Source organism: Streptomyces sp. NPDC001858, assembly GCF_053594615.1.
The window spans coordinates 120,673-146,579 of record NZ_JBSFEV010000022.1; the positions used below are offsets into that span (position 1 = coordinate 120,673).

Below are 25,907 nucleotides of genomic sequence, written 5' to 3' on the forward strand. Positions count from 1 at the left end.
TGCCGGCTGCTGCTGTACTACGGTTCTGGGATGCGCGGGAATCTGCTGGGGGAGAATCGTTGAGCGCTCGAATTCTGGTCGCCGAGGACGACGAGAAGCAGGCTCGGCTGATCCGGATCTATCTGGAGCGGGAAGGGCATGCGGTGCAGGTGGCGGCCGACGGCCGCGCGGCGCTGGACCGGGCCCGTTCGGCGAAGCCCGATCTCATCGTGCTCGACGTGATGCTGCCGTTCGTCGACGGGCTCGACGTGTGCCGCATCCTGCGCACCGAGTCGGACGTCCCGATTCTGCTGCTCACCGCCCGCACCACCGAGGAGGACCTGCTCCTCGGCCTCGACCTCGGCGCCGACGACTATCTCACCAAGCCGTACAGTCCCCGCGAACTGACCGCGCGGGTGCGGGCGTTGCTGCGCAGGTCCAAGAAGGCCGGCGGCGCGGCGGAGCCCGCCGTGCTGCGGGTCGGCGAGGTGGAGCTGGACACCGCGCGCTTCGAAGTCCGGGTGGCGGGGCGTCCGGTGGTGCTGACGTCCAAGGAGTTCTCCATCCTGGAGGCACTGGCCCGCGAGCCCGGCCGGGTCTTCACCCGGGCGCAGATCATCGAGCGCGTCTTCGGGTTCGACCGGGACGTGCAGGAGCGGACCGTCGACGCGCACGTGATGAATCTGCGCCGGAAGCTGGAGGCGGATCCGGGCCGGGCCGGCCACCTGGAGACGGTGTACGGGCGGGGCTACCGGCTCGCGGACGGTCCGGGCTCAGCGCTCGCCTGAGCCGCCGCCCCCGCAGTCGTGGGCAGGACGACGGTGAACGTCGTGCCCGCCCCGACCGTGCTGCGCACTTCGATCGTCCCCCGGTGGTCGGTGACGATCTGGCGGGCGATGGACAGCCCGAGGCCGCTGCCGCCGGTGGCGCGGCCCCGTGCCGCGTCCGCCCGCCAGAAGCGGTCGAAGAGATACGGCAGGTCCTGTGCCGGTATCCCCGTGCCGGTGTCCCGTACCTCCAGGACGGCCGGCTCGGCGTTCGGGTCCAGGGCCAGGGTCACGGTGCCGCCCAGGGCCGTGGCCCGCAGCGCGTTGCCGACCAGGTTGCCGACGACCTGGCGCAGCCGGTCCGGGTCGGCGGTCACGTAGACGGCCCGGGGCGCCTCCAGCTCCAGGGCGATGCCCGCCGCCTCGGCCTGGGCCCGGTGGGCCCTGCGGCCGGCCTCCAGCAGCTCGCGCAGGTCGACCTCGGTGCGGTGATAGGTGAGCGCCCCGGCCTCGGCGAGGGCGAGGTCCTGGAGGTCGTCCACGATCCGCTGCTGCAACAGCGCCTCCTCGTGGAGGGAGGCGAGCAGATCGGGGGTCGGCTCGACGATCCCGTCCCGCAGCGCCTCCAGATAGCCGCGCAGATTGGCCAGCGGGGTGCGCAGTTCGTGGGCGATGTCGCTGGTGAGGCGGCGCTGTCGTTCCTCGCCCGCCTGAATGGAGTCGGCCATCCGGTTGAAGGCGCCGCCGAGCTGCGCGATCTCGTCGCGGCCGGAGACGGGGACCCGCCGCCCCAGGTCGCCCTCCCCCAGCCCCTTCGCGGCGAGCGTCATGGCACGGACGGGGCGCAGCACGGCCCTGCTCAGGAGCAGACCGCCCAGGATGACCCCGAGGGCGACCCCCACCGCGACGGCGACCGTGGGCGCGGCGGCCAGCGTGGGCGGCGACTCGTTGCGGACACCGAGGCGGATCGACAGCCGGGCCGGGGCGAGGGAACCGACCCGTTCGTTGAACACCCGCTGCACACAGGCGGTGAACTGCGGCTCGGACTCGCATACCCGCAGCGCGTCGAGATCCTGCTGAATGTGCGGATCCGTTGCTCCGTCGGGCTCCTCGCACTGCGTCGGCCGACGGTCCGTGCTGATCCGGGGGACGCCCCGCGCGTCGGGCCGGGCCGTCGGCTCGGCGCCCGCCCGCGTGAGGCAGGCCGCGTAGGCCACTGCGGCGCGGTAGGCGCCGGTCGCCGCGGCGGCCTGCTTCAGCGAGAGCCGCGGTGTCTCGCCGGCGGCGAACCGCAGGACGGGACGCGGGTCGACCAGGACCGCGGGCTGGTTGCTCAGCGGGCGCGGATCACGACCGGCGAGGGCGTCGGAGTCGGCGAGCAGTACGTCGGAATCCGTGGTCACCCGGATGCGCTGGCCGGTGCTCTTCGCGAGCTCGGCCACCGTCGAGGACAGTCCGTCCCAGGTGCCGTGCGCGAACCCGTACGCGCGGAGGTCGCCGGTGATCCGAGAGACATCCTGCCGACCGGCCGCGACGGTCTCCTGCACCTGGCGGTTCGCCTGGCGCAGGGTCAGCCAGGCGGTGGCGGCGGTGGCGGCCAGCGCGACCAGCATGAGCAGGGCGAGGACCCGGAGCCGAAAACTCATCGCACGGGACTCCTTCCGAGAGGTGCCAGGACAGAGGCGGTCCCGGTCGAGACCGCCCCTGGTCCGTACGGAGGTCACCGTACGGAAGGCCACCGTACGGAAGCTCACCGTGGCGAAGGCTTCCGGTGCCGGTGGCTCAAATGCCGGTGGCTCAGGTGCCGGACAGGGCCTCCGTCGGTGAGAGCCTGCTGGCCCGGACCGCCGGATACAGGCCGGCGATCATGCCGATGACGAGCGTCGAACCGATGCCCGCCGCGCTCGCCCACGCCGGGACGACCGTCGGCCAGTCGCGGCTGAGAGAGTATCCGGCCGTGATCAGCGTCCCGAGCGCCGTTCCGCCGAGCCCGCCGATCAGCGACAGCAGCAGGGACTCCGTGACGAACTGTGTGCGGACCTGCCCCCGTGTCGCGCCCAGGGCACGGCGCAGGCCGATCTCGGAGCGGCGTTCCAGGACCGAGATGACCATGGTGTTGCCGACCCCGACCCCGCCGACCAGGAGCGCCACCCCGCCGAGGCCGAGCAGCAGGCCGGTCAGCGCCGACTCGGCTGCCTCGCGGGCGGCGAGAGCGTCCGAGGGGCGGGAGACCTGCACCTCGCCGGGCTTCTCGGGGTACGCCGTGGCCGCCAGGACCGACCGGACGGACGCGACCTGGCTGTCCTCGGCACGGACGTACACCGTCGAGGGATGGCCGTCGAAGCGGAGGTACTTCTCGGCTGCCGACCAGCCGACCAGAGCCGCACTGTCGATCTCCGGTGCGAGCGGTACCGGATCGAGGACGCCGATCACCGAGAACCAGCGCTCGGCGAGCCAGACCCGGGTGCCGGGCGTGTACACGTCGAGCCGGCGGGCCGCGGCCGAGCCGAGCACCACCGCCGGGTACTCGTCGGTCGCGGAGTCCAGCCAGCGGCCCTTGCGGAGCTGTCCGCCGACGGCCGGCAGCAGATCGGCGCCGGCCGCCAGGACGTGCAGGGACCCGGTGCGGCCGACGGCGATGCGCTCGTTGCGGTAGACGTTCGCGCCGGTCTCGCCGGTGGCGGCGACCTGCTGCACCGGGGGAACACGGCCGATCATCGCCACGGACTCCGGGGGAAGCTCGGCGTCGTCGCCGGCGAGGGTCTGGCCGGGGGCGACCCGCAGCAGATTCGTGCCGAGCGCGTCGAGCCGACGGTCGACCTCCGCCCGGCCGGAGCCCGAGATGCCGACCACCGCGATCATCGCGGCCACACCGATGGCGATGCCGAGCGCGGAGAGGAAGACCCGCAGCGGACGGGTCCGCAGACCGGTGCCGCCGAGCCGGACGACGTCCACCGGACCCAGCCGCGCGGCCCGCAGCCGCGCCGGGACCGGGCCCGGGACCGGAGCCCCGGCCGCCGTCGGACCGGAGTGCGGGTCCGACCCGGAGGCGTTCGTCGTGTGGTCCGTCACCGAGGCGCCCCGATCGTCGTGCTCGTGCTCTGTGCCGTGTCGGCGACCAGACGGCCGTCGCGCAGCTCGATGCGGCGCGGCAGCCCGGCCGCGATGTCGCGGTCGTGGGTGATGACGACGACGGTCGTGCCGGCCGCGTTCAGCTCCCGCAGCAGGGTGAGGACGGTCGCGCCCGACGCCGAGTCGAGGTTTCCGGTCGGCTCGTCCGCCAGCAGCACCGAGGGTCCGCCGACCACCGCCCGGGCCACCGCGACGCGCTGGCGCTCGCCGCCGGACAGCTGGTGCGGCAGGTGGTGCACCCGGTGGCTGAGCCCGACCCGGGCGAGCGCGGCCGCCGCCCTGGCCCGGCGGCGGCGCGGCGGGACGCCCGCATAGAGCAGGCCGTCCGCCACCGAGTCCAGTACCGACACCCCGACCGAGAGGTGGAACTGCTGGAAGACGAAGCCGATCCGGGTGGCCCGCAGTGCGGAGACCTCCCGGTCCGACAGGCTCGCCACATCGTGGCCGTCGACCAGGACCCGGCCGGCCGAGGGGTGGTCGAGGCTGCCCATGAGGTGGAGCATGCTCGACTTCCCGGAGCCCGACGGGCCGACGATCGCGACCAGTTCGCCCCGTCCGATGCGCAGACTCACGTCCCGTACCGCCGCCACGCCTCCGGGGTAGGTCTTGGAGACCGCGTCGAACTCCACGACGGCCGTCACTCCGGGATCCTCACTTTCATGCCCTCGCGGACCGTGGGACCGCTGACCTCCACGTTGCCGTCGGCGAAGAGTCCGGTCCGCACGGCGACGAACCGGCCGTCCGCGGTCTCCAGGCCGTGCCCGCCCTCGGCGAGGGCGACCAGGGCGGCGACCGGGACGGCCAGCACGTCCTTGACCTCGTGGCCCACGTACTCGACCGTCACCGGGCCGCTCTCCAAGCGCCCGATGGCCTGCTGGTCCGCCATGGTGATGGTCACGGGAATCGTGGCGGGCTGCCCCGAGCCGCCGCCCTCGCCGCCCTCGGGGGTGGTCGCCTGCTTGCCCACCGACGCCACCTTGCCCTGCACGGAGGTGCCGTCGGGCAGTTCGACCGTGACGGCGGACCCGCGTACGGCCCAGGAGGCGTCCGCGGCGGAGGCGTCGACGCTCACCTTCCGGGCGGTACCGGTGTAGGTGAGGGTGTTCTCGCCGACCGCCGAGCCGAGCCGGGCGCCGGCCGAGCCGATCCGTACCTTGCCGGCGGAGTAGATGACGTCGCCCACCCCGACCGTGCCGGACTCGGCCAGTCCGAGCGACTTCTGCCACCGTTTGACCGCCGCGGCGGTGCCGGAGGTGAATCGCTCGTCCACCGTGAAGCCGGTATAGCCCAGGGCGGCGAGATTGGTCTCGAACTGCATGACATCCATACCCCACAGCTCGCTCGACGGTTGGGAGGCGCCGGTGTCGCCGGCGCCCGGCTGCTGCTCCCCCGAGCCCGAGCCCGAGCCCGAGTCCGAGGCCGAGTCCGAGGCCGAGTCCGAGCCCGAGTCCTGGTCGTCCGCCGTGTCCTGCTCGTCCTCCTGGGGGGTCGTGCCCAGGCTCCGGTACATCGGCAGCGATCCGTACATGAGGGTCACCGGCCGGTCGTCGACCCGGAGCAACTCGTCGCCGCGCTCGACCGTCGCGCCCTGCTCGGGCAGCCAGGTCACCGTCCCGGTGGCCTTGACCGGCAGCGGCAGTTCCGTGCCGTAGCCCAACTTGCCTTCCACCGTGGTGCGTTCGGTCAGCGTCTCGCGCGTCACCGCCACGACGGAGCCGCTCCGGGGCGCAGCGCTCGGCGCCTTGTCCTCTCCGCCGCCGAGCCCGAGCGCGCCGGCCCCGGCGACCGCCGCCACGACGGCGACGGCCGAGGCGATCAGCACGGTACGCCGTCGGCGTCGGCCGCGAGGCGGAGGCGGCGCGGGAGGCGTCCCGTCCGCGTCATCGGTCCGTGTCACTGTCTGCGTCATCTTCAGCCCTTGGCCGGGGGCTGGTTCGTCGGGTTGCCGGAGATCGGTGCGCAGACGCGCGTCGCGCGCTGGGCGCCGGCCGAACTCTGATCCCACTCGGAAATCCCCGAGTTGTCGTTCTTCTGGTAGCCGTCGGGGCCGGGGTCGGGGTAGTCGGGGGCGCCGTTCTTCTGCATGCAGGCGGCGTACTCCCGCGCGACCTTGATCTGCGCGGCAGTGAGCTTGGGCCGGTTGGCGTCCTCGATGCTCTGGGGAACGGTGGCCTTCTTGTCGGCGCACTTCTCCGACGCGCTGACGAACTTCGGATCCTTCTTCAGGGCGCGTGCTCCGTCGCCGCCGCCGAAGTCGACCTCGCCCTTCTCGTCCGGGTCCGGCGCGTCGACGCCGCTGTCCCGCAGACACTGCACCCAGTCCCGCTGCGCCTTCACATAGGCGGCCACATCGTCCCCGCCGCCCTGCCCGCCCGTCGCCGTGGCCGAGGCGGACGAGTCCCCGCCGGCGGCCGTCGGCACCTTCGCGGCATCGCCGTCGCCGCCGCAGCCGGTCAGTGCGAAGGCCGCGATCGAGGCCAGCACGGCCGGTAACACGCGATTGGTTCTCATCGGATCTCTCCCGCTCTCCTGTCGGTCCGTCGGTGAATGCGACGGGCAGGCCGACCGTAGAGCGGAGATGATGAAGAACCCTTGAAGAACCTGTCAGCTGATCATGCGGCTGCAATGGCGACGGAGCCCCTGTTATCGTGCGCCGATGTCATCGATCAGGCAGTTCCAGGTCACCTTTGACTGCGCGGAACCTGAGCGTGTCGCTCGTTTCTGGTGCGAGGTGCTGGGGTACGTCGTAGCGCCGCCACCGGCGGGGTTCGCCACGTGGGACGACTTCGACCGCTCCCGGGCTCCTGAGGATCAGGGTTCATGGTTCGCGTGCAGTGATCCCTCGGGCGTCGGCCCTCGGCTGTTCTTTCAGCGCGTTCCCGAAGGCAAGGTCGTCAAGAATCGGGTGCATCTCTGCGTGCGGGTCGGCACCGGGCTCGTGGGCGAGGAGCGCCTGGCCGCGCTCGAAGCGGAATGCGCACGGCTGGTGCCGCTCGGCGCGGTACGCGTGCGACTCCTGTATGACGGCGGCGACGATTCGTGCATCGTGATGCAGGACATCGAGGGCAACGAGTTCTGCCTCGACTGAGCGGTCAGTCGGCGGCGAGGACGTCGGCAAGGCTCACGGCGGGGCGGCCGAGCATCGCTGTCAGCGCACGCCGCTGGCGCTCGGTCAACGAGGCGACGAAGACCGCCGCGTCGGCGTCGGCCTGCTCGCATGTCTCGGCTGCCTCGCGAACCTTGCCGTAGCTCAGCAGAGTCCGCGAGGAATAGGGCAGGCCCATCTTTCGGGCCCCGCCGTCCGAAACGCCCCGCCGCTGCACGATCTGCCCGACGACCCGGGCGCCGCGCGCTGCCAGTTCTGCGGCTGCGGAGGCCATGAGCGTCGCGAAGTCCCGCTCCTTCGCGGAGAAGTAGCCGACCAGCACCACATCGGCCCCCGCGACCGTGAGCCGCGAAGCCTGGCGCCGGGTCGGCTCCGGCCGCATACGGCGGCTCAAGCGCCGGTCGCGTCTTCGGGGTTGGTGCATGCGCCACAGGCTAGATGCCCGGCGCGCTGCGGCGACACGCGTTTCCCGGGCCGACGCTTCAGCCGAGGTACTGCGTGATCCGGGTCCACAGGGTGGGAGAGCCGGCGGCGACGGGCGCCAGGCGGTTCGCTCGGAGCCGCCGCCAGGCCTGCTTCGGGCAGGGGCCCTGGGGCCTGGTCTTGCTGAACTTCTCGTACGGCACCCGGCGCGGCGGGAGGCCCGTCTCGACCCAGTGGTCCTTGCCGGAGTTGAAGTCCCAGCCGTCGTTGGAGATGCGCAGGTGGTCGGCGCGGCCGTCCTTGTCCTGGCTGGTGATCTGGAGCACTTCGACATGGCGGAAGCCGGCTCTCATGACCACGCAGTAGTGGGGCAGTTCGTCGGCGGACTCCCGGAACGGGACCAGCGCGTGCCAGATCTCGCCGGCGGCCGGGCGGCGCCGGCCGCCGTTGAGACCGCCGTCTTCCCACCAGCGCGCCGCTCGGCGGCAGAGGAAAGCGGTGATCCCGGCGGCCGCACCCGGTGCCAGGACAAGGGAGTTCCAGTCGGGTGAGTCGAACCGTGCATCGGCCCAGCGCACGGCGGCCTGACTCAGGACGAGTACGACGGCCGTACGGGCGAGGACGTCCCGCCACGGCCCGCGACGCGTCCGGCTCATGTACGCGGCCACTCCCGCGGCGGCGACGACGGGTGCGCTGTACACGAGCGCGTGCTGCCCGAAGCCGCGCAGGTGCTGCGGCGGGTCCTGGGAGGCCATCAGGTCGACCACGACGACCGGCAGCGCCAGGGCGGAGCCGACGAAGGACCACATGGTGAGCAGCAGGTAGCCCTTGACTGCCACCGCCAGACAGGACGTGTCGGTGCGACGGGCCACCGAATCCCCTTTCCCCGAAGGACGAACGAAGCTTTACGGAACCGCGTGCGCGGTCACGGGAACCGGGGCGGGCGCCGTGTGAGGGTGGCCGGGCCGATGGCCGCGAGCAGCCCCTCCGCCCGGGTCACCCGTCCTGACCCCGGTCGTCGCCTGCCGCCGCCGCGTCGCCCTCGTCGTCGAGGAGCGCGTAGGCGCGTACCGGAAAGGTGCCCATCTCTTCGACGGCCGGTGGCGCGGCATGGAAGCGGAAGCCGTACGGGGGCAGTTGCTCCAGGCCGCGCAGGTGCTCGACGACCGGGATGCCGGCGGCCAGCAGCGTCGTGTGCGCGGGGCGGTCGCCGTCGTCGGTGTCGTCGATGTTGAGCGAGTCCATGCCGACCAGGACCGCGCGCTGCTCGACGAGCCAGGCCGCGGCGGCCGCGGTGAGGTAGGGGTGGCCGTTTCCGTACCGCTCGGTGCCCCAGTACCGGTCCCAACCGGTGTGGATCAGTACGGCCCGACCGGTGACGTCGTACGGAAGCAGCAGTTCCCGGTCCACGGCCCGTCGGCCCGTGTCCGCGACGCGTACGACGATGCCGTCGAGGTCGGTGAGCCCGGACAGCGGCAGCCCGGCGAGGTCCGTTCCGTCGCCGAAGCGGTGGAAGGGGGCGTCGAGGTAGGTGCCGGTGTTGGCGGTCATCGAGATGCGTCCGATGGCGAACTCGGTGCCGGGCGCGTAGTGCGCCCGCGAGGCTTCCCGGGACAGGTGGTCGCCGATCTCCGGCCCGGGCACGCCAGGGTAGGTGATCATGCCGTGCCGGATGGAGTGGCTGAGATCGACGGCGCGGCGGCGGGCCGTCCGGCGTGGACCGGTGGTTCCCCAGGCCTGGGTCTGCGGGCCGCCGCCCGCGAAGGTCACGTCGGCGTCGAATCGCGCACGCCACCGCTCGTCGTCTTCGTTCATGACCCGATCATCCGTGCAGTGCGACTGGACGACAAGCAAGATTTTCTGAAGTGGCACTACAGTACGACTTATGGAACTGGACCCCCGGCGCCTGCGGGTACTGCGGGCCGTCGCGCTGCGCGGCGGCGTCGTGGACGCGGCCAAGGTGCTCCATCTGACGCCCTCGGCCGTCTCCCAGCACCTGGCCCAGCTGGAACGCGAGGTCGGCCAGCCGCTGGTGGACCGCTCGCGCCGCCGGGCCGGACTCACCCCCGCCGGGCAGCTGCTGGCCGCGCGCGCCGAGCGCATCGAGCACGAACTCGCCGAGGCGCGCCGCGAACTGGCCGAGTTCACCGGGCGGGCGACCGGCCCGGTGGCGATCGCCGCGTTCTCGACCGCGGTCAGTCATCTGCTGGTCCCGGCCCTCGACGCCCTCGCCCGCACCCGTCCCGGCCTGGAGCCGAGGGTGGTCGAGCTGGAGGGCCCCGAGGCGCTGCGCGAACTGCGCACCGGCGGCCTGGACCTGGTGGTCGTGGAGTACGACTCCGACGACCCCGCCCCGGACCGGCAGGCCAGGGACCTGGCGGCCGTCCCGGTGGCCGACGACGAGTACCGCGTCGTGACGCCCGTCGGCTGGACCCCGCCGCCTCGCACGGTCCGGGATCTCGCCGACCGCCCGTGGGTCGCGGGCCCCTCGGGCACCGCCTGCCGTCGCGCCCTGGAACGGATCTCCCGGCAGTACGGCTTCACCGCGCGGCGCATGCACACCTGCCGGGAGTTCCCCACCGTCCTCGCACTGGTGCGGTCCGGTCTCGGCGCGGCCGTGGTCCCCACGCTGGCTCTGGCCGACGCCCCGCCCGAGACGGTCACCCTCCCGACCGTGCCGGTCGCCGGTCACCGCCGTATCGCCGCCGTCCTGCGCGCCTCCCCCGCCGGTCCCGACCCGCTGACCTCCGCCCTGGTGGACGCCCTCCAGGAAGCCGCGGTGAGCCTGGGGCTGACCCCGGTCGCCAACGCCTAGCCGTACGGGCCCGTCGCGTTGTCCGCACCGCTGACGGGGCAGCCGCCTGCGGAGACGTGGGCCGGTGTGGCCCGCGTACCGGTGTCGTGGTCGTGGTCGTCCGCGGGCGGGGTGAAGGCGACGTCCAGGCGGGTGAGTCCGCGGAAGTTTAGGCTGCGCTGCCACTGGGGCGGTGCGGCGCCGTCGAGCCGCAGGCCGGGGAGCCGGGTGAGGAGTGCTTCCAGGACGATGCCGCCTTCCAGCCGGGCCAGCGCCGCGCCGAGGCAGAAGTGCGGGCCGTGCCCGAACGCCATGTGCCGTCCGCCGGGCCGTTCGAAGTCCAGCACATGGGGATCGGGGAACACGGCCGGATCCCGGTTGGCGGCGCCGCCCACCAGGAGCACGGTCTGACCTTCGGCGATGGTGCGGCCGGCCAGGTCCAGGTCGTGCCGGGCCGTGCGCAGCATCAGCTGTACCGGGGCGTCGTAGCGCAGGAGTTCCTCGACCGCGGCGGGCATCAGCTCAGGCCTGCTGCGCAGTTGGTCGGCCGCGTGCGGGTGGCGGAGCAGGGCGAGGGTGGCGTTGCCGATGAAGTGGGTGGTGGTCTCGTGGCCGGCGATCAGCAACAGGGCGCAGTTGGCGAGGAGTTCGTCGAGGTCCTGGTCGGCGTTCTCGGCCTGGGCGGTCACCAGGGCGCGCAGGGTGTGGGGGGCCGGTGGGGTGTCACGGCGGGTGAGGAGCTCGCGGAAGTAGGCGAGCAGGTCCGTCATGCTCTGCGAGGCCTCGCGGTTGCGGTCCGCTTCGAGCCGGGAGTTGCCTATGGCCTCGGCGATCGGCTCCGACCAGGAGGCGAGCGCGGGGCGGTCCTGCTGCGGTACGTCGAGGAGGTCGCAGATGATGGTGAGCGGCAGGGGTCGGGCGAGGTCCGCGACGATGTCCATCCGCCCGGTCGGCGCCGCGTCGGTGATGATCCGGTCGACGGCTTCGAAGATCCGGGCGCGGAGCGGTTCCACGGCCCGGGGAGTGAAGGCCCTGCTGATCAGCGCCCGTAGCCGGGGGTGGTCGGGGGCGTCGCTGTAGAGCATCTGCCGGCTCAGGACCCGGGCCAGCGGCCGCAGTTCCTCGGGGACGGTCTCGATGTCGGGGTAGCGCACCGAGGACAGGCCCGGGTCACCGGCCGCTTTGCTGACCACCGCGTGCCCGGTCGCGATCCATGCGCGCAGGCTGCGGTCCCAGTAGAGGTCGTCGGCGCTCCTCAGCTCTTCGTAGAAGTCGTAGAGACGCTCTTGGACTTGGGGCCGAAAAGCCCGCAACAGTGAGGTGGGAGTGCCCATCAGCCCATGTTAGTGTCCGGCGGCTGGAATTCGATCAAGATATGGGGCGAAACGTCGCAGGACGGCGTCGGCGCTCCTCGCCCGGCTGCCGACTGCCGGCTGCCGGCTGCCGGCTCACCGCTCGGGCACTGCTCACTGCTCTCGCCCGTTCACCCGGATCAGCGTCTGCTGCCCGTTGGCGACCAGCTTGCGATCGCCTTCGCGTTCGCCTTCGCCTTCGCCGTCCTGGACGCCGAACACCTCCAGCCGGCACACGGTCAGCGTGCGTCCGGCCCTGAGGACGGTTCCGACCGCTTCGAGGTGATCGCCGACGGCGGGCGCGAGAAGGTTGATCTTGTACTCGACGGTGAGCACCTCGGTGTTCTCGGGGAAGAGGGTGAAGGCCGCAAAGCCGCCCGCCGTGTCGGCGATGGCACTGGTCGCGCCGGCGTGGAAGTAGCCGTGCTGCTGGGTGACTTCGGGGCGGCTCGGGAGCACGATGTGCACCTCGCCCGGTGCGATGAGCGTGATCCGTGCGCCGAGGTGGCTCATCAGTCCCTGCCGGTCGAAGCCGGCCCGGATCCGGGCCTGGATCTCGGGGCTCGCCGGTTCCGGCTGCGTCCGACCTTCCACGTGCACTCCTTCGTCTCGTCCGTAGGCAGCGGGGGGGCAGGGGGACTCGTCAGCCGGCCAGGCGCTCCACCAGCAGGAACCCGCCGATGGCGATCATCATGGCACCGGAGGCGCGGGTGACGGCTCGGGCCACCGAGGGCCGGGTCTTCAGCACGGTGCGGGCGACGACGCCGACCGCGAGGTAGACGACGGCGCAGGCGGTCATGTGGAGCGCGCCGAGCAGACCCGTCTGGGCGGCGACCGGCCAGCCGCCCGCGGAGTCGATGAACTGCGGTAACAGCGAGAAGTACAGCAGCAGCGCCTTGGGGTTCAGGCCGCTGATCCCGGCGCCCTTGAGCATGATCTGCCCGCGCGAGGAGGCCAGGGGCTCCGTGGACGCGCCCAGGACCGCCGGCCGCGACAGCACGCCCCAGCCCAGCCACATCAGGTACGCGGCCCCGGCGACGGTGAGCGCGGTGAGGACGGTCGCCGAGCTCGCGACGAGCACCACCAGGCCGGCGACGGCGAGCAGCGTGTAGCCCGCGTACCCGGCTATCAGCCCGGCGACCGCCGGGACGACCGACCGGTCCCGCAGCCCTGCCGAGATCGCATAGGCCCAGTCCGCGCCCGGAGTGAACACCAGCAGCAGATCCACTGCCAGGAATGCCGCCACCGTCGTCGTGTCCATCGATCGATCCGATCCCTCTCGCGCACTTTGCCTGAGTGGGAAGATTAGACCGGATTCGCCCGAAAATGTTTTCTCCTTTGCTTCACGATCGCGCCTTCTGAGGGAGAATCTGTCCCATGGATGCCCTGGACCGGAAGATTCTTACCGAGCTACAGGTGGACGGCCGTCTGACCGTCACCGAGCTGGCCGCCCGCGTGCAGCTGAGCGTCTCGCCCTGCCATCGCCGACTGCGCGACCTCGAACGCGAGGGCGCGATCCGCGGCTACCGCGCCGTCGTCGACCCGGCCGCCGTCGGTCTGCACTTCGAGGCTCTCGTCTTCGTCACCCTGCGCTGGGAGGACAGCGACACCGTCGCCGCCTTCGAGGAGGGCGTCTCCGCGATCCCGCATGTCATCCAGGCCCAGCGCCTCTTCGGCGACCCCGACTACCTGCTGCGCGTCGCCACCACCGATCTGGCCGCCTACCAGCAGCTCTACGACCAGCGGCTGGCCCGGCTGCCGGGCGTCCAGCGCCTGACCTCCACCCTCGTCATGAAGAACGTCGTCCAGGACCGGCCGCTGCCCGAGTAGGCGTCACAACATGACTGCGCCGACCACCACCCCCGCCGTCCCGGCCAGCAGGAGGGCGACGATGAAGGCGATGCCCTTCGCTCCCGAACGGCGGTCGGCCGCGAGGTCGGGGGTGTAGACGGCCGGATCGGTGGGGGCGTAGTGGAGGGTGAGGGCGCGATGGAGGGACCGGCCCGGATCGGGGACGGCCCCGTGCGCCAGGACGGTGACCTCGACGCCCTCGCGCGTGGTGAAGGCGATGACCGGGGCGTGGACGACGATGTCGCGCCCGGACTCGCTGTCGGTGTGGACATCGTCGGTGACGGCCACCACCCGGGCCGGGACCGCCACGGCCGAGGCCAGCAGGGCGTTGCGGGCACGCACGATCCGGATGTCGGGGCTCCGCACCGCGGCAGCCGTCAGCAGCACGCCGAAGCCGAGCAGTGCGCACGGGTAGCCCCAGCGGACGGCCGCGTGGATCACCAGCCCGACGAGGAGGAGCATGACCGCGCAGTCGGGGCCCTCGCGTCCGGTCCACTCCCCAGCGCCGCCCAGCCCGACGGCGAACCGGAGAGGCTGCCCGGGCGGGTAGCTCACCTCGACCTCGCGGCCCACCCAGGCCTCCTCGATCGCGTCGCCGTGCTTGCCGGCGTTCGACAGGGTGAACTCCTGGCCGGTGCCCGGGTCCTGGAACGTGAGCGTCACCGGTATCCCGGGCTTCCCGGAGTCGCCGTGGGCCGGCTGCTCCACCGCCACGATCCGCGCCGTCGCCCATACCGCCCGCTGGGCCCGGGTCACCCCGGCGAGCGAGCGCGCGTAGCCGAGCAGCGCCGCCGCGGCGGGTATCGCCCACCAGAACTCCAGCACCTCGTGACCCCTCATCAGATGTCAGGGTTCCGGGGTCTCTCGGGCACGGGCGAGGTCACGGGGCCACTCCGTCCCCGGCGTAGAGGTAGCCGCCCGGGCGCGCGGGGTCGGCGACCAGCAGGACCTGGTCGCCGGTGCGGGGGATGCGCAGTTTGGACACGACGGTCTGGAGGGTGACCGGGCCGGTCGTCCCGGACGGCTGGAGGACGAGGTCGACGACCGGGTCGTGGTTGACCAGCCGGCCGGTGTCGCCGATCGACACGACGACGGCGGGTACGGTCGGGGCGCCCATGGCGAGCAGCTGCTGGACGTCCTGGCCGGACTTGTAGGCGCCGATCGTCTGCTGGACCGCGGCGAAGTCCTGCTGTCCGAGGAAGGCGCGGGTGGTTCGGCCGTAGAACCCCTTGCCGCTCGCCACCTTGTCGGCGATCTCGGCGGCCCGCTCCTCGCGGTTCTTGCCACGCTTGCTGAAGATTCCCATGACCGCTCCTCCTTGTGGTGATGTCATGTGCGGTGCACGGTGTGGACGCTAGGCGGCCCGAACTCCCTACCGATCCCAGGTTCGCCCGCCCGTTCCCGCACGACGTACGCTCGCCGCATGCCGCCGACGCCCAGCCAGCCGACCGATGCATGCCGATCGCGCGCCCTGGTCATCGACCGTGCCTGGCGGGGCCTCGGGCCGGGGCTGGAGTCGCTGAGCGGGCCCGGCGGGGCGCCGTTGACGCGGACGGTCAAGCTGATCGTGCTGCCGTTGATCGTCAGGCCGTCGCTGAGTCCCGAACTCGCGGCGGATTTCCTCGCACCGGCGCAGGCCGCGCGGCTCGACGCGCTGGTCCAGGAGTCCGGTGCGCGTCTTCGGGCGACGGCACAGTGGTTCACGCTGCTCAAGAAGACCCGCCGGGCCCTGGGAATCGTGGCGGGTCACCCCCAGGATCTGTACTTCCAGCGGTGTTTCGAGCTGGCGACCGAGCACGGGGCGCCTTCCACCGACGCGGACGCCGTGGCGCGGGGCGTGGTGCAGGACGTGGCGGACGCGGGCGGCGGACGTACCGTCGAAGCGCTGAAGGACCATCTGGCGGACGCCGCGCGGCGGGCCCGGCTCGACGGCGAGCTGGCCGTCGCGTGGGCCGGTCGGCAGCCGGTCGCCGCCGACCTCGGTGTGGCGGTCGCGCTGGCGGGCGAGGTGCTCGAAGCGTGCGGTACGACGGGGCCGGTGGGGTCGGTAAGGCGGGCGGGGTCGGCGGGGAAGTCGCCGGTGTACGCGGCCATGGTCGAGGCGGGGCACGGAGCGCTGTTCGGCCGGGCGTTGTGGGCGCGTGCGGGCGAGGTCTGGGGCGAAGGGGGGCTGCCGGCGCATCTGGGACTGACCGCGCGCCCTGCGCCGCCGCGACCGGAGGTCGGCCGCGCCGCCTCCACCGCCACGCTTCCCGCGCCGTTCGACCGCACGCTCTTCGAACGGCTCTTCGTCGTGCTCCAGTCGTCGTCGCGGCGCGAGGAGCTGCCGACGGTGCCGGATCTCGTACGGCGGGAGGTCGGCCGCAGTTGCGCGCCGCTCGGCCTGCACGACGAGAGTCTGCGCGTCGCCGTCGTGCTCGGCGGGCGGCTCGCGGTCGGCCTCGATCCGCTGGGCGCCGGGGACCCCGCGGCGGGGCGCACCGCGGCGCACCGGGCCGTCAACAGCCGCTGGCGACGGGAGGCATCGGTCCTGCGCGCCCGCAGGATGACCGTTTCTCCCCGCCCCGACCCGGACGGCAGCGACAGCAGCGGCGGCGACACCGGCACCAGTACCGGCGTTCTGGACGCCCTCGCCCAGGACCTTCGCACGCCCTGGGCCGCCTATATGCGGCGGTTGTGGGTGCGGCTGCACGGGCGAGACGTCCGCGCCGCGCCCCTGGGGGATCTCGCCGCGGTCTGGGCGGTGCTCGACGGGGTCGCCCGCTCGGTGATGATGGACCACCGCGCCCGGGTCCGCTCGGCGCTGCGCACCCTGTCGACGACGACCGCCGTGGACACGGCCGAGCCGAGGAGCGCGTGATGGCGGGGGACGGGACGCGCATCCACGTCACGCGGGGCGCGGACGGCACGATCCGGGTCGCCGCGGGCCGTCCTGTCGTCGCCCTCGACGATGTGGACGCCGTGGCCCCCGACTTCGCGCGCTGCGTTCTCGACGTCGCGGGGGCGGTGCTGGTCCGGCCCGTCCTCGGGGAGCCGGGGCCGCCGGTGGCGGAGATCCATGACGTGGGGCGGGCGCAGCAGTGGCTGTGGGCGGTCTACGGCGAGCCCGCCGCTGCCGCGGTGCACGCGTGCGCGACGGGGGACGGCGAGGTGGGCCCCGTACCGGCGGATCTCGGGGCTCTCGCGGGCGGTGCCGCCCGGCTCGGGTTCGGGCACTGGGCGGCCCGGTGGTGGCCGGCGTCGTACACCGACGGCATCGCGGTGCTCGAACCGGACGTGCTCGGCCTGGAGTCGGCCGCGCTCACCCACCGGTGCCAGCAGTTGTTCGACGACTTCGGCGACCAGCCCGACGACTGCGTGCCCGAACTCATCGAGGAGCACCAAGCCGGACTCGGCCCGCTGATCCAGTGGTGGCGCTCGGCACCGCAACCGGCCCACACGGCAAGCCACTTGGGCAATGTCCTGCGGCTGATCGACGACGCGGCGGACTGCGCCGGGCTGGACGGGCCGGCCCTGCGCGACCTCCGCTCGGCGCTGGAGCGGGGCCCCGCCGGTACGCCGGTCGATGCGGGCGCGCTGTTCGCTCGGCGGGACGGCTATGCCCTCGCGGCAGGCGACGCGCACGTCTCCGGCGGCCGGGTCATCGCCCGCGGCTCGGGGACGAACGACTGGCGCCGCTATCCGCCGGGGTTCGTCGACGCCGCCGAGGACTCGGTGTCCTGGACCGCCCGCGCGCTCGGTGCGCGCCGCCGGATCGAGGTCGAGGTCGTCGCGCACCTCGCGGCTCCCGGCGCGGGTGCGCCGCTCGTCGCGGAGGTCCGCGTGAACGGCGGCCCGCCGAGCCGGGTTCCGCTCGCCAGACGGGACGACGTATGGACGGGCCGGACGGATCTCGACCTGAACCCGCGTCTCGATCCGCCGGCCGCGACGACCCCGCCGCGGGTCGAAGTCGCCGTCCTGCTGCCCGGTTTCGACCCGGGCGCCGGTGCCGGGGGCCGCGCCGAGCGTGACGCGGTCCGCGCCCTGGCCCGACGCCGACTGGCCGCCGCGGCACAGCCCCGGACCTCCGCCGACGCGTCCGGAACGTACGGCACGTACGACTCCGTCTCGGCCTCCGCGCCCTTCCTCGCCGAGACCCTGGCCGCCACCGCCACCAGTGAGGACTACTGACGGATGCCGGACGCGAACGAGTCAGAGGCGCAGGCGCAGGCGCAGGCGACGCAGCTGTACGGGGAGCCGTTCGACAGCGGTTTCGCCCAGGCCCATGAGCATCACATGGCCGCCGACTTCGGGGCCGCGTGCGCCGTCTACGGCGAGCTGCTCGCCCTGGCCGAGTCCATCGAGGACTCGCCCGACGTGCGGTTCCTGCGCGCGCACGTGCTGTCCGACCTCGCCGTCGTCCTCCTCACCGCCTCCGACCTGCCCGCAGCGGAGGACGCGGTCGACCGGTCCCGGGCCCTGCTCGACGGCATCGCGTCGGCGCGGATGGGCCCGCAGGGCCGTCAACTGTGGCTGGAAACCGTGCTGAAGACACTCATCGCCAGGTCTGACGTGCTGAGCAGGACGGGACGACTGGACGAGTCGTTGGCCTGCCTGGACGAAGCGGCGGCCCTGTTCCCCGAGTTCGCGGACCCCGACGGGCTGCGCGCCGCCGAACTCGGCCTGAACCGGGTCCTCCTGCTGATGAACCGAGGCGAGTGGGGAAGGGCGGAGGAACAGGCCACGCTCCTGCTGTCCACGACTGCGCCGACCGCCGCGGAGACCGTCCCGCGTCTGCTGACCGCGCTCGGCACGATCTGTGCCACGACCGGGCGGTTCGACCTGGCCGAGGACTATCTCGCCCGCGCGGACGACGGCTTCCGGGCGTTGGGCGACACCGGCGAGCGGCAGACCCTGCTCGCGCACCGGGCGTCCCTGGCGATGCAGCGAGGTGAACTCGACCTGGCGGAGCGGTTGTTCGCGGAGGCGTCGGCCTTCTTCGAGCGACAGCGGCGGTTCGGTGATCTCGCGGTCTGTGAGCAGGCCCGCAGCCATCTCGCGGGACTGCGCGGGGACGCCGTCGGCGCGAGCGAGCTCATGGCGGCGAGCCTGGACCGGTTCCAGCGGCTCGGGGCCGCGGTCGCCGCCGCCGACACCATGCTGCTGGGCGCCCAACATGCCTACGAGCGGGGCGACATCGAGGAGATGAAGCGGCTGGCCCAGGAGGCCCGGGACGTCTACCAGGCGCGGGAGATCCACGAGCGGTGCGCCCAGGTCGACCTGATGCTCGCGGGCACCCTCGAGGACAACCTGAACCGGACGGACCACGGCCCGCACGAGACGCGGTCCATCGACACCGCGCTCTCGCTCGCCCTGCCCGCCGCCCTGGCGCTGGCCGCGGCACGCCACGACTTCGTCACCGCCCGTGCGCGGGCCCAGTGGCTTCAACTGGCGGACAGGGCCATGCACTTGGCCTTCCGGCTCGCCGTGCGCCGCCAGGACCAGGGGCTCCTGTTCGAGCTCGTGGAACACCGGTGCGCGGGCGCCGCCCTGGCCCTGGGCCCCGGTCCGGGCTCCGACGGCGGGCACGACGGGCACGGCGGGCCGTCGGTCTTCCCGGACGCGGGCATGAAGGCGTACGGCGACGAAGGGCCGACGGCCCTCGGGGGTGTGGCCGCCGAGGCCGCCGCGTCCGCCGGGCTGCGGGTCGCGCCGCCTCCGAAGGTGCGGATGTCGGCGGAGTCCGGCCGCGTCGCGCTCCAGGAGTTCATCGCGGCGGCCGAGTTCCGCTATCGCCGACGGATCGTGGACGAGGAGGAAGTGCCGTTCTGGATCACCGACGAGCTCACCGCCCGTCCCGTGGTCCAGATCCGGCTGGCCGACGCGGGCGACCTGTTCATGACCTGGACCTGGGCGGGCGGCGCCCAGGGATTCGGCACCGGACACGGTCCCGCGGCCGAAGTCGACCGTGCGGTGGGTGAGTTGGCCGAGGCGCTCCCCGGTTCGGGCGAGGGGACGGCCGGGATGCGGCGGGCGTTCGAGTCGGGCGCGCTGGCCGAGCACCGCACCGAGCGACGGCTCGCGCGGACGCTGGCGGAGGCGCTGTGGCCGGAGGGGCTGACGGCGCAGCTCCGCCAGGTGGCGGAGCGCGCGGGCCGCCCGCTGGTCCGCATCCAGCCGTCGCCCCGGGTCGCTCAAGTCCCCTGGGAACTGCTGGCCGTCGACGACGCCGACACCCGGCTCATCGACTTGGCGGACGTGGTGACCACCGCGCCGACGTCGTTGCGACGACAGAACACGGTGCGGCGCGCTCCTGAAGGCCCGGCGCGGGACACCGGCCCGGTCGTGCTCGTCCTCGACCCCCGGGTGCCCGGATTCCGCGCCGACTCACCGCTCGGCTCGGTGCTGGGGCCGCCCGGCTCGGATCCGGAGCTGCTGTCGCTGGTCCGCAGCCGCCTGGACGCCGGTGCCGTCGAGCCGTCCCTCGACGACCCGGTGGAGGCGTTCCGCCGCACCGACCTGGACCGGGACTGGCTGAGCGGCGTGCTCCGCAAGGGGGCACGCCGACTGCTGTACGTCGGGCACGTGGGCGGCGCGCCGGTCGAGGGCGGGCAGAGCGAGGACGGCACCCTGCATCTGTCCTGCGGTCCGGACACCGTCGGCCTGGCGGAGGCGGTCCGTACGCATCGGCCGCTGTCGGCCAAGGATCTGCTGCTGGGCACGCTGCCCCTGCGGGCCGACGGGGAGCCGGGGGCGCGGATCTGGCCCGCGCCGCCGCGGGTCGCCCTGATCGGCTGTGAGAGCGGTGGCGATCTGCGGTTCGCCGAGTCGTTCGGCCTGGCCACGGCGATGATCCACAACGGTGCCGAACTGGTCACCGCCACCCGCTGGGTGCTGCCGACCAGCTTCGCGTTCCACCGCCTGGCCGGGCTGGACGACTCCGTACGCCCGCTGTCGGAGGCGATCGTCGCCGTCGACACCGCCCACGAGGACCCTGACCCCGTGCACCGGCTCGGCCGCTGGCAGCGCGAGCGACTCGACCGGTGGCGCACCGACGGCCGGATCGAGCACTCGCCCCTGCTGTGGGCGGCCATGACGTGCGTCGTCGTGTGAATGCCCCTCCGTGGAGGGAGGGGATTCCCGACGGGAGGGGATTCCTGCCGGGAAGGGGTTCCTGGCGGCCCTCTTCACCCAGGTGCGGCCGGTGTCAGCCCAGGGTCAGCGCGGCCTGTACGGGCAGGTGATCGCTGGGGAACTGCCCGTTCAGAGCGAAGGTGTTGATCGAGGCCCGGTGCACGGTAACTTCCGGCGTGGCCAGGATCCAGTCGATCCGGTCGCCGCCGGGCGTCAGCGGCAGGTAGCCGTGGAAGGTCGCGTAGAGGGCGCTGCGCTCGGCAGCCGCGTCCCAGGTGTCGACCAGTCCGGCTCCGAGCATCGTGTCGTAGACCTTGTTCTTGTGGGCCGCCACGTTGAAGTCGCCGGTGACGACGACGGGCAGGGACTGGTCGAACCCGGCGATGCGCTGGGCGATCAGGGACGCGGACCGCTCGCGCGCGTACTGGCTGAGGTTGTCGAGGTGGGTGTTGAGGACGTAGAACTGCCGGTCGCCGTCCTGCAGATCGCGGAACCGGACCCAGGTGACCATGCGGATGGAGCCGCCGCCCCAGGTGTTCGAGCCGGGCACGTCCGGAGTGTCGGAGAGCCAGAAGTGGGCGTACTCGACCGGCGCGAGGCGGCGGATGTCGTAGTAGACGGCCATGAACTCGTCGCGGGTGCCGCCCGCGCGTCCGGTGCCGATCCAGCGGTAGTTCGCTCCGAGGTCGGTGGCGATGTCGAGGAGTTGCTGGTGGAGGCCTTCCTGGGTGCCGATGACCTGGGGCGCCTGCTGCCGCAGCAGTTCGCGCATCACCGGCCTGCGCACGGCCCAGCTGTTGGGCAGGAGGGTGCTCGCGAACCGCAGGTTGAAGGACATCACGTCGAGCCGGGGGCCGGCGAGTTCCGCGAGTTCCGCCGCCGCGGCGGCCGGGGCGGTACGGGACAGGGGCAGGGGCAGGGGCAGGGCCATCGCCGCGACGATAGCGGTCTTCAGACTCAGGCGACGAGTGACTCGGCTGTCGTTCGGCACAGGAACTCCTTCTGTGGCGGTTGCCGGGCGAGTCGTGCACCTGCAGTCTGGACCGACCACGCATGACAGTCATGAACATGCCGAAATGTGCGGGTGTACACGACCGAAAGAGGTGGGCGACGGCGATCCGCCGCCCGTTCAGTCGTGGACCAGTTCCAACGCCTGCCGCAGATTGTGTTCGGCGATGTCCGCCATGAACGCCCGGTCGGGGAAGTCCCCGTCGAGCAGCCGCAGTGGACCGGCCGTCAGGGAGAGCCGCTGGGCCAGCATGTAGAGCGCGAGGCGGTCCTCGTCCAGGCCGTCCGTCTCCAGCGGCCGGTAGGCGTCGTGCAGCCGGATCCGCAGAAAGACGTGCTCCCACTCGACGTCGAAGTACATCGTGCCCTCGATGTCGATCACCACGGGGTTCCCGCTCGCGTCCACCCGTACATGGTCGGGGCCCAGTTCGCCGTGCACGACCGCGTACCGCGCGCGAGGGCGCACCGCCGCCGCGAGACGCGACAGGCGTTCCTCCAGCCGGTCGCGGGCTCCGGCGATCCGCGGGTCACGCGCCGCGGCTTCGGCAAGGTCGCGCAGCGCACGGTCCAGGACGACTCCCTCGCAGGACGTCCCGCGCGATGCGCCTCCCCCGTCGACGACGGCCACCTTGCCGTACGTGGGCGCGCGATGCCGCCGCATCGCGTCGAGCGCCTCCCCGAGCCGGGCCATGACGGGCGCGGCCGTGCGAGGGTCGCGCGCGAGGAGTCGCTCCAGGGTCTCGCCCGGGAGATCCTCGACGATCGCGAGGTCGGCCGGGCAGTGGCCGCCGTCGCGGTCGACGAGACGGATCGCCGGGACATGGACGCCGAGCGCGTGCAGCCGGGCGTGCGCGGCCTCGAACAGGTCGAGGCCGAGACCGGGCGAGAAGGGGTCGGTGAGGTCGTCGTCGCCCTCGGCCGCCGGCCAGTAGTTCTCGGCGTCGTCCCAGAGGTAGGCGATCGCCGTTGTCGCATCGTCCATGACCAGGCGGTACACGCCCTTCTTGCTGCCGCCGGTGATCCGCTCGACCGCCTCCAGCCGCCGCCCGCCACCCAGCGCGGCCCGCGCCGCAGCCGCCAACTGCTCCCGCGTCTCCGCGCCAGGTGTCATGTCCGCCCCACCACCGTTCCGTCATCACAGCCCGCGCACCTTACCGGGGCCGACGGCCTGGAGACGATCGGTTTCTTTCCACGCGCCGCCGACGATGGAGCGCCCGGTCCAGGCCAATAAACGCTGCGTGACCCCTTTCGCACGCAACGGCGTCGTGGCATGCTCACCGATCAACGCACATATGAACGTCGTTCACATCCATGAAGAGTATGGGAAGGGCGGACGGGCATGAGAGACGCGCAGAGGGCTGCCATGGGCGGTCAAAATGTCATGGGCATGACCAGGCGGGGCTTGCTGGGGAGCGCCATCGCCGTGGCGGCCGGCGCCGGTACCGCCACGGCGGTCGAGTCGAATGCCGCGTCGGCCGACGCGGCGGCCTGCACCCCGGCGCTCTGGCGGGAGTTCAGGCGCACCCCCTTCACCCACCCGCAGATCCCGTACGTCGGCCGGGCCGGCTGCCGCGGCGGGGCGGTCCGCCTCCCGCGCCGCCCGGCCGTCGCCGACGTACGCGACTTCGGCGCCGTGGCGGACGGCACGACGGACTCCGCCCCCGCGATCAACCGTGCCATCGCCGCTGCCGCCAGGGCCGGCGGTGGCACGGTCACCATCCCGCCCGGCACGTTCCGGATCGACGACGTGATCCGCGTCGACCGCTCGAACGTGGTCCTCAAGGGCGCCGGCAGCGGCCGCACCACCCTGTACGCGACGAAGAACCTCACCGAGCTGATCGGCGCGTACGGCTCCCGCTACGGCGGCGACAAGTCGGGCTGGTCGTGGGCCGGCGGCCTGATCTGGCTGGCCCCCAAGGCCCGCTGGACCTCCCTCACCGCCGCGATCAGGGCGAAGGACTGGCCCTTCGAGGGCTGGACGGGCAACCGGCGCGACGAGTGGCGTCCGCTCACCGCCGTCGCCCCGGCGCGCCGCGGCGCCTGGACCGTCACCGTGACGGACACGTCGTCGCTGCGCCCGGGCGCCCTGGTCCTCCTGCGCCTGTCCGACGACGCGGACCACACGCTCCTGGAGCACATGTGCGGCGGCGGCCCGGGACCGGAGGCCTACGCCTGGGACGACAAGACGAAGCTGACGTCGTACGTGCCCTACGAATGGCCCGTCCGCATCGCCCGGATCCACGGCCGGAAGGTCACTCTCGAACGCCCGCTCCCGCTCGACCTGCGCCCGGAGTGGAATCCACAACTCACCACGCATGTGCAGGAGTTGACGGGCTCGGGAGTGGAGGGGCTGACGCTGGAGGCGGTGGAGGCCCCGCAGGCGCCGCATCTGCTGGACAAGGGCCACAACGGGGTCGTCCTCCAGTGCGCGTACGACTGCTGGGTGGACGACGTGACGGTCCGTCACGTCGACAACGGCTTCGGCCTGGTGTCCGCCTCCGCGTGCACCCTGCGGCGGACACGTGTCACCGGCCGCGGCTCCCACCACCCCTACTTCTGCCGCGAGGGCTCGCACGACAACCTCATCGAGGACTTCACGATCGAGGAGCGCACCGGCCCCGCGCCCGCGAACACCCAACTGCACGGCATCAATGTCGAGGGCCTGTCCTCGTACAACGTCTGGTCCCGCGGCGACATGCGGATGGGCACCTTCGACAGCCATCGCGGACTGCCGTTCGCCAACGTCCGCACGGACATCACCGTGAACAACAACGGCCGCCACGGCGGTGACGCGACCGCCGGTCCCCTCTTCGGCGCGCGCTTCACGCACTGGAACATCCGGGTCACCAACGCGCGGGCGGGCCTGGTCAGGATCGACGGCCTGGCGCCGTACTCCGCCACCGTCGGCATCGACGAGGTCAGGGAGTTCGACCAGATCGACGTCCCCGACTTCACCGGTGAACTGCACACGCGCCTGGAGCTGTACGGCAGCCCGCGGGCGGTACGGCCGCGGAACCTGTACGCGGCGCAGCGCGAACTGGAGCGGACGGCGAGGGACGACGGACCGGGCGGGTTCACCTATCTGAACGGAGTGGAGGGATGAGCGCACGATCACGCTTCGGCGTCCTGCTGGTGGCGCTGGCCGCGTTCGCCGCCGGCGCCGTCCCCACCGCCGCGGCGCAGGTGCCGGCGCACACTGCGCCGAGGGTCCCGCACACCGCCGTACTGGACGGCGCGCGGATGCAGCAGACCAAGCTCCGCCTCGATCGCGGCGACCCTCGACTGCGCCGGGCCGTCGGGGCGTTGACGGCCCGCGCCGACCGATGGCTGGAGCAGGGCCCCTGGACGGTCGTCGACAAGCCGAGGCCCGCGCCCGGCGGCGACGTCCACGACTACCTCAGCCAGGCGCCCTACTGGTGGCCATCCAAGCCCCCGACCGCCGACAATCCCTGGGGTTGTCCGTATGTGCAGCGCGACGGCGAGCGCAATCCCGAGGTGGACTCCGGCACCGACCGGCAGGACGTCGAGAAGACCTTCGACTCCGCGTACGACCTGTCCCTGGCCTGGTACTACACCGGCAAGAAGCGGTACGCAGAGAAGGCCGGCCAGGTCCTGCGCACCTGGTTCCTCGATCCGGCCACGCGGATGAACCCGAACCTGGACCACGCGCAGTTCATCCCCTGCAAGTACGACGGTCGCGCCATCGGCATCATCGACTTCTCGCAGTCCTTCACCAGCGTCCTCGACGCGCTCGCCCTGCTCGACACCGGCGCCCCGGGCTGGACCGGGGCCGACCGCACCGGCATGAAGAAGTGGAACTCCGACTTCCTCGGCTGGCTGAGGAACAGCGACTTCGGCAAGCAGGAGGCCGCCGCGACCAACAACCACGGCACCTTCTACGACCTGCAGCTCGCCGGCCTCGCCTATGCGACCGGCGACCGGGAGCTGGCCCGGCGCACGGTCCTGGACGCCCGGGCCCTGCGCATCGCGCCGCAGATCGCGGCCGACGGCAGCCAGCCGCAGGAGCTGACCCGGACCAGGAGTTGGCACTACTCCACCTTCGACCTGGTGGCCTACACCCGGCTCGCGGCCATCGGCCGGCACGTCGGCGTGAATCTGTGGGCGTACCGGGGCCCGGACGGGCAGAGCCTGTTCAAGGCGGTCGACTATCTGTTGCCCGCCGCGACGGCGTCGGTTGCCTGGCCGCACCAGGAGCTCGAATTCCGCAGGTACGCGGCGACCGACGTCGTCCACGCCGCCGCCGATGCCGGGGACGTGCGGGCGCGAAGGGCCGTTCCACTGCTGGAGGCGCCGCCGGGCGGCGACCTGTGGGCGCTGCGTCCGGCGGCGGAACAGCTGGACTCCATCGCGGGCTGACCGCC

The 25,907-nt window shown here is 72.7% G+C and carries 25 protein-coding genes; 9 read left to right on the forward strand and 16 right to left on the reverse strand.

Annotation, left to right across the window (positions count from 1 at the left end):
• The first annotated feature begins 59 nt into the window (after positions 1 to 59).
• Complete coding sequence (locus ACWCPF_RS27795; protein WP_451047835.1) at positions 60 to 767, forward strand: response regulator transcription factor; 708 nt, start codon at positions 60 to 62, stop codon at positions 765 to 767.
• Here ACWCPF_RS27795 and ACWCPF_RS27800 read toward each other — a convergent pair.
• From ACWCPF_RS27800 to ACWCPF_RS27820, 5 genes are all read right to left on the reverse strand, one after another.
• Positions 728 to 2,392: a sensor histidine kinase gene (locus tag ACWCPF_RS27800; protein WP_451047836.1), complete on the reverse strand. Its 1,665-nt coding sequence runs from the start codon at positions 2,390 to 2,392 to the stop codon at positions 728 to 730. The two genes, ACWCPF_RS27795 and ACWCPF_RS27800, sit on opposite strands and share 40 nt — an antisense overlap.
• Before the next feature lie 151 nt (positions 2,393 to 2,543).
• Positions 2,544 to 3,725, reverse strand: a complete 1,182-nt coding sequence (locus tag ACWCPF_RS27805; protein ID WP_451047865.1) for an ABC transporter permease — start codon at positions 3,723 to 3,725, stop codon at positions 2,544 to 2,546.
• 89 nt (positions 3,726 to 3,814) lie between these two features.
• On the reverse strand, positions 3,815 to 4,519 hold the full coding sequence (locus ACWCPF_RS27810) for an ABC transporter ATP-binding protein (RefSeq protein ID WP_451047837.1): 705 nt from the start codon (positions 4,517 to 4,519) through the stop codon (positions 3,815 to 3,817).
• Positions 4,516 to 5,775, reverse strand: coding sequence for a peptidoglycan-binding protein (locus ACWCPF_RS27815; RefSeq protein WP_451047838.1), 1,260 nt, complete (start codon positions 5,773 to 5,775; stop codon positions 4,516 to 4,518). Before ACWCPF_RS27815 ends, ACWCPF_RS27810 begins: the two co-directional genes overlap by 4 nt.
• A 14-nt stretch (positions 5,776 to 5,789) precedes the next feature.
• Positions 5,790 to 6,389 carry a hypothetical protein gene (locus tag ACWCPF_RS27820; RefSeq protein ID WP_451047839.1) on the reverse strand — a complete coding sequence of 200 codons (600 nt, stop codon included), beginning with the start codon at positions 6,387 to 6,389 and terminating at the stop codon, positions 5,790 to 5,792.
• A 145-nt stretch (positions 6,390 to 6,534) separates the two neighbouring features.
• On the opposite strand from ACWCPF_RS27820, the gene ACWCPF_RS27825 reads away from it, so the two are divergent.
• Positions 6,535 to 6,966 (forward strand): VOC family protein, encoded by a 432-nt coding sequence (locus ACWCPF_RS27825; RefSeq protein ID WP_451047840.1) that lies wholly within the window; start codon positions 6,535 to 6,537, stop codon positions 6,964 to 6,966.
• Positions 6,967 to 6,970: 4 nt separating this feature from the next.
• On the opposite strand, the gene ACWCPF_RS27830 is transcribed toward ACWCPF_RS27825, so the two are convergent.
• The 3 genes from ACWCPF_RS27830 to ACWCPF_RS27840 all read right to left on the reverse strand — a co-directional run bounded on the left by ACWCPF_RS27830 (position 6,971) and on the right by ACWCPF_RS27840 (position 9,222).
• The gene (locus tag ACWCPF_RS27830; protein WP_451047841.1) at positions 6,971 to 7,408 is read right to left on the reverse strand and encodes a hypothetical protein; all 438 of its coding nucleotides are present in this window, start codon (positions 7,406 to 7,408) and stop codon (positions 6,971 to 6,973) included.
• 58 nt (positions 7,409 to 7,466) lie between these two features.
• Positions 7,467 to 8,279 (reverse strand): hypothetical protein, encoded by an 813-nt coding sequence (locus tag ACWCPF_RS27835; RefSeq protein ID WP_451047842.1) that lies wholly within the window; start codon positions 8,277 to 8,279, stop codon positions 7,467 to 7,469.
• Positions 8,280 to 8,403: 124 nt separating this feature from the next.
• Positions 8,404 to 9,222 carry a cyclase family protein gene (locus ACWCPF_RS27840; RefSeq protein WP_451047843.1) on the reverse strand — a complete coding sequence of 273 codons (819 nt, stop codon included), beginning with the start codon at positions 9,220 to 9,222 and terminating at the stop codon, positions 8,404 to 8,406.
• A gap of 70 nt (positions 9,223 to 9,292) precedes the next feature.
• On the opposite strand from ACWCPF_RS27840, the gene ACWCPF_RS27845 reads away from it, so the two are divergent.
• Positions 9,293 to 10,222: a LysR family transcriptional regulator gene (locus ACWCPF_RS27845; protein WP_451047844.1), complete on the forward strand. Its 930-nt coding sequence runs from the start codon at positions 9,293 to 9,295 to the stop codon at positions 10,220 to 10,222.
• Here ACWCPF_RS27845 and ACWCPF_RS27850 read toward each other — a convergent pair.
• From ACWCPF_RS27850 to ACWCPF_RS27860, 3 genes are all read right to left on the reverse strand, one after another.
• A complete protein-coding gene (locus tag ACWCPF_RS27850; protein WP_451047845.1) occupies positions 10,219 to 11,535 on the reverse strand; it encodes a cytochrome P450 in 1,317 nt (438 codons plus the stop codon). The genes ACWCPF_RS27845 and ACWCPF_RS27850 overlap by 4 nt on opposite strands.
• 132 nt (positions 11,536 to 11,667) lie before the next feature.
• Positions 11,668 to 12,147, reverse strand: coding sequence for a PaaI family thioesterase (locus ACWCPF_RS27855; RefSeq protein WP_451047846.1), 480 nt, complete (start codon positions 12,145 to 12,147; stop codon positions 11,668 to 11,670).
• A gap of 49 nt (positions 12,148 to 12,196) precedes the next feature.
• Complete coding sequence (locus tag ACWCPF_RS27860) at positions 12,197 to 12,814, reverse strand: LysE family translocator (RefSeq protein ID WP_451047847.1); 618 nt, start codon at positions 12,812 to 12,814, stop codon at positions 12,197 to 12,199.
• Between the two features lie 116 nt (positions 12,815 to 12,930).
• On the opposite strand from ACWCPF_RS27860, the gene ACWCPF_RS27865 reads away from it, so the two are divergent.
• Positions 12,931 to 13,383 carry an Lrp/AsnC family transcriptional regulator gene (locus tag ACWCPF_RS27865; RefSeq protein ID WP_451047848.1) on the forward strand — a complete coding sequence of 151 codons (453 nt, stop codon included), beginning with the start codon at positions 12,931 to 12,933 and terminating at the stop codon, positions 13,381 to 13,383.
• Between the two features lie 3 nt (positions 13,384 to 13,386).
• Here the strand turns inward: ACWCPF_RS27865 and ACWCPF_RS27870 are convergent, their stop codons facing one another.
• Positions 13,387 to 14,244: a DUF3592 domain-containing protein gene (locus ACWCPF_RS27870; protein ID WP_451047849.1), complete on the reverse strand. Its 858-nt coding sequence runs from the start codon at positions 14,242 to 14,244 to the stop codon at positions 13,387 to 13,389.
• 40 nt (positions 14,245 to 14,284) lie between these two features.
• Positions 14,285 to 14,710, reverse strand: coding sequence for a hypothetical protein (locus ACWCPF_RS27875; RefSeq protein WP_451047850.1), 426 nt, complete (start codon positions 14,708 to 14,710; stop codon positions 14,285 to 14,287).
• Positions 14,711 to 14,827: 117 nt separating this feature from the next.
• Here ACWCPF_RS27875 and ACWCPF_RS27880 point away from each other — a divergent pair, with 117 nt between their 5' ends.
• Genes ACWCPF_RS27880 through ACWCPF_RS27890 form a run of 3 tightly spaced genes read left to right on the forward strand, consistent with a single transcriptional unit; the run spans position 14,828 to position 20,496 of the window.
• Positions 14,828 to 16,264, forward strand: a complete 1,437-nt coding sequence (locus ACWCPF_RS27880) for a hypothetical protein (protein WP_451047851.1) — start codon at positions 14,828 to 14,830, stop codon at positions 16,262 to 16,264.
• Positions 16,264 to 17,574: a hypothetical protein gene (locus tag ACWCPF_RS27885; protein ID WP_451047852.1), complete on the forward strand. Its 1,311-nt coding sequence runs from the start codon at positions 16,264 to 16,266 to the stop codon at positions 17,572 to 17,574. The genes ACWCPF_RS27880 and ACWCPF_RS27885 overlap by 1 nt, the downstream gene beginning before the upstream one ends.
• Before the next feature lie 3 nt (positions 17,575 to 17,577).
• Positions 17,578 to 20,496, forward strand: coding sequence for a hypothetical protein (locus ACWCPF_RS27890; protein WP_451047853.1), 2,919 nt, complete (start codon positions 17,578 to 17,580; stop codon positions 20,494 to 20,496).
• Between the two features lie 94 nt (positions 20,497 to 20,590).
• On the opposite strand, the gene ACWCPF_RS27895 is transcribed toward ACWCPF_RS27890, so the two are convergent.
• The 3 genes from ACWCPF_RS27895 to ACWCPF_RS27905 all read right to left on the reverse strand — a co-directional run bounded on the left by ACWCPF_RS27895 (position 20,591) and on the right by ACWCPF_RS27905 (position 22,810).
• The gene (locus tag ACWCPF_RS27895; RefSeq protein WP_451047854.1) at positions 20,591 to 21,508 is read right to left on the reverse strand and encodes an endonuclease/exonuclease/phosphatase family protein; all 918 of its coding nucleotides are present in this window, start codon (positions 21,506 to 21,508) and stop codon (positions 20,591 to 20,593) included.
• A gap of 138 nt (positions 21,509 to 21,646) precedes the next feature.
• Positions 21,647 to 22,636 (reverse strand): phosphotransferase family protein, encoded by a 990-nt coding sequence (locus ACWCPF_RS27900; RefSeq protein WP_451047855.1) that lies wholly within the window; start codon positions 22,634 to 22,636, stop codon positions 21,647 to 21,649.
• Between the two features lie 24 nt (positions 22,637 to 22,660).
• Positions 22,661 to 22,810, reverse strand: a complete 150-nt coding sequence (locus tag ACWCPF_RS27905; protein WP_451047856.1) for a hypothetical protein — start codon at positions 22,808 to 22,810, stop codon at positions 22,661 to 22,663.
• A gap of 96 nt (positions 22,811 to 22,906) precedes the next feature.
• Between ACWCPF_RS27905 and ACWCPF_RS27910 the strand changes: the two genes are divergently transcribed.
• Positions 22,907 to 24,628 carry a glycosyl hydrolase family 28-related protein gene (locus tag ACWCPF_RS27910; RefSeq protein ID WP_451047857.1) on the forward strand — a complete coding sequence of 574 codons (1,722 nt, stop codon included), beginning with the start codon at positions 22,907 to 22,909 and terminating at the stop codon, positions 24,626 to 24,628.
• Entirely contained in the window at positions 24,625 to 25,902 is a 1,278-nt protein-coding gene (locus ACWCPF_RS27915; RefSeq protein WP_451047858.1) for an alginate lyase family protein, read from the forward strand. Before ACWCPF_RS27910 ends, ACWCPF_RS27915 begins: the two co-directional genes overlap by 4 nt.
• Positions 25,903 to 25,907 lie beyond the last annotated feature (5 nt).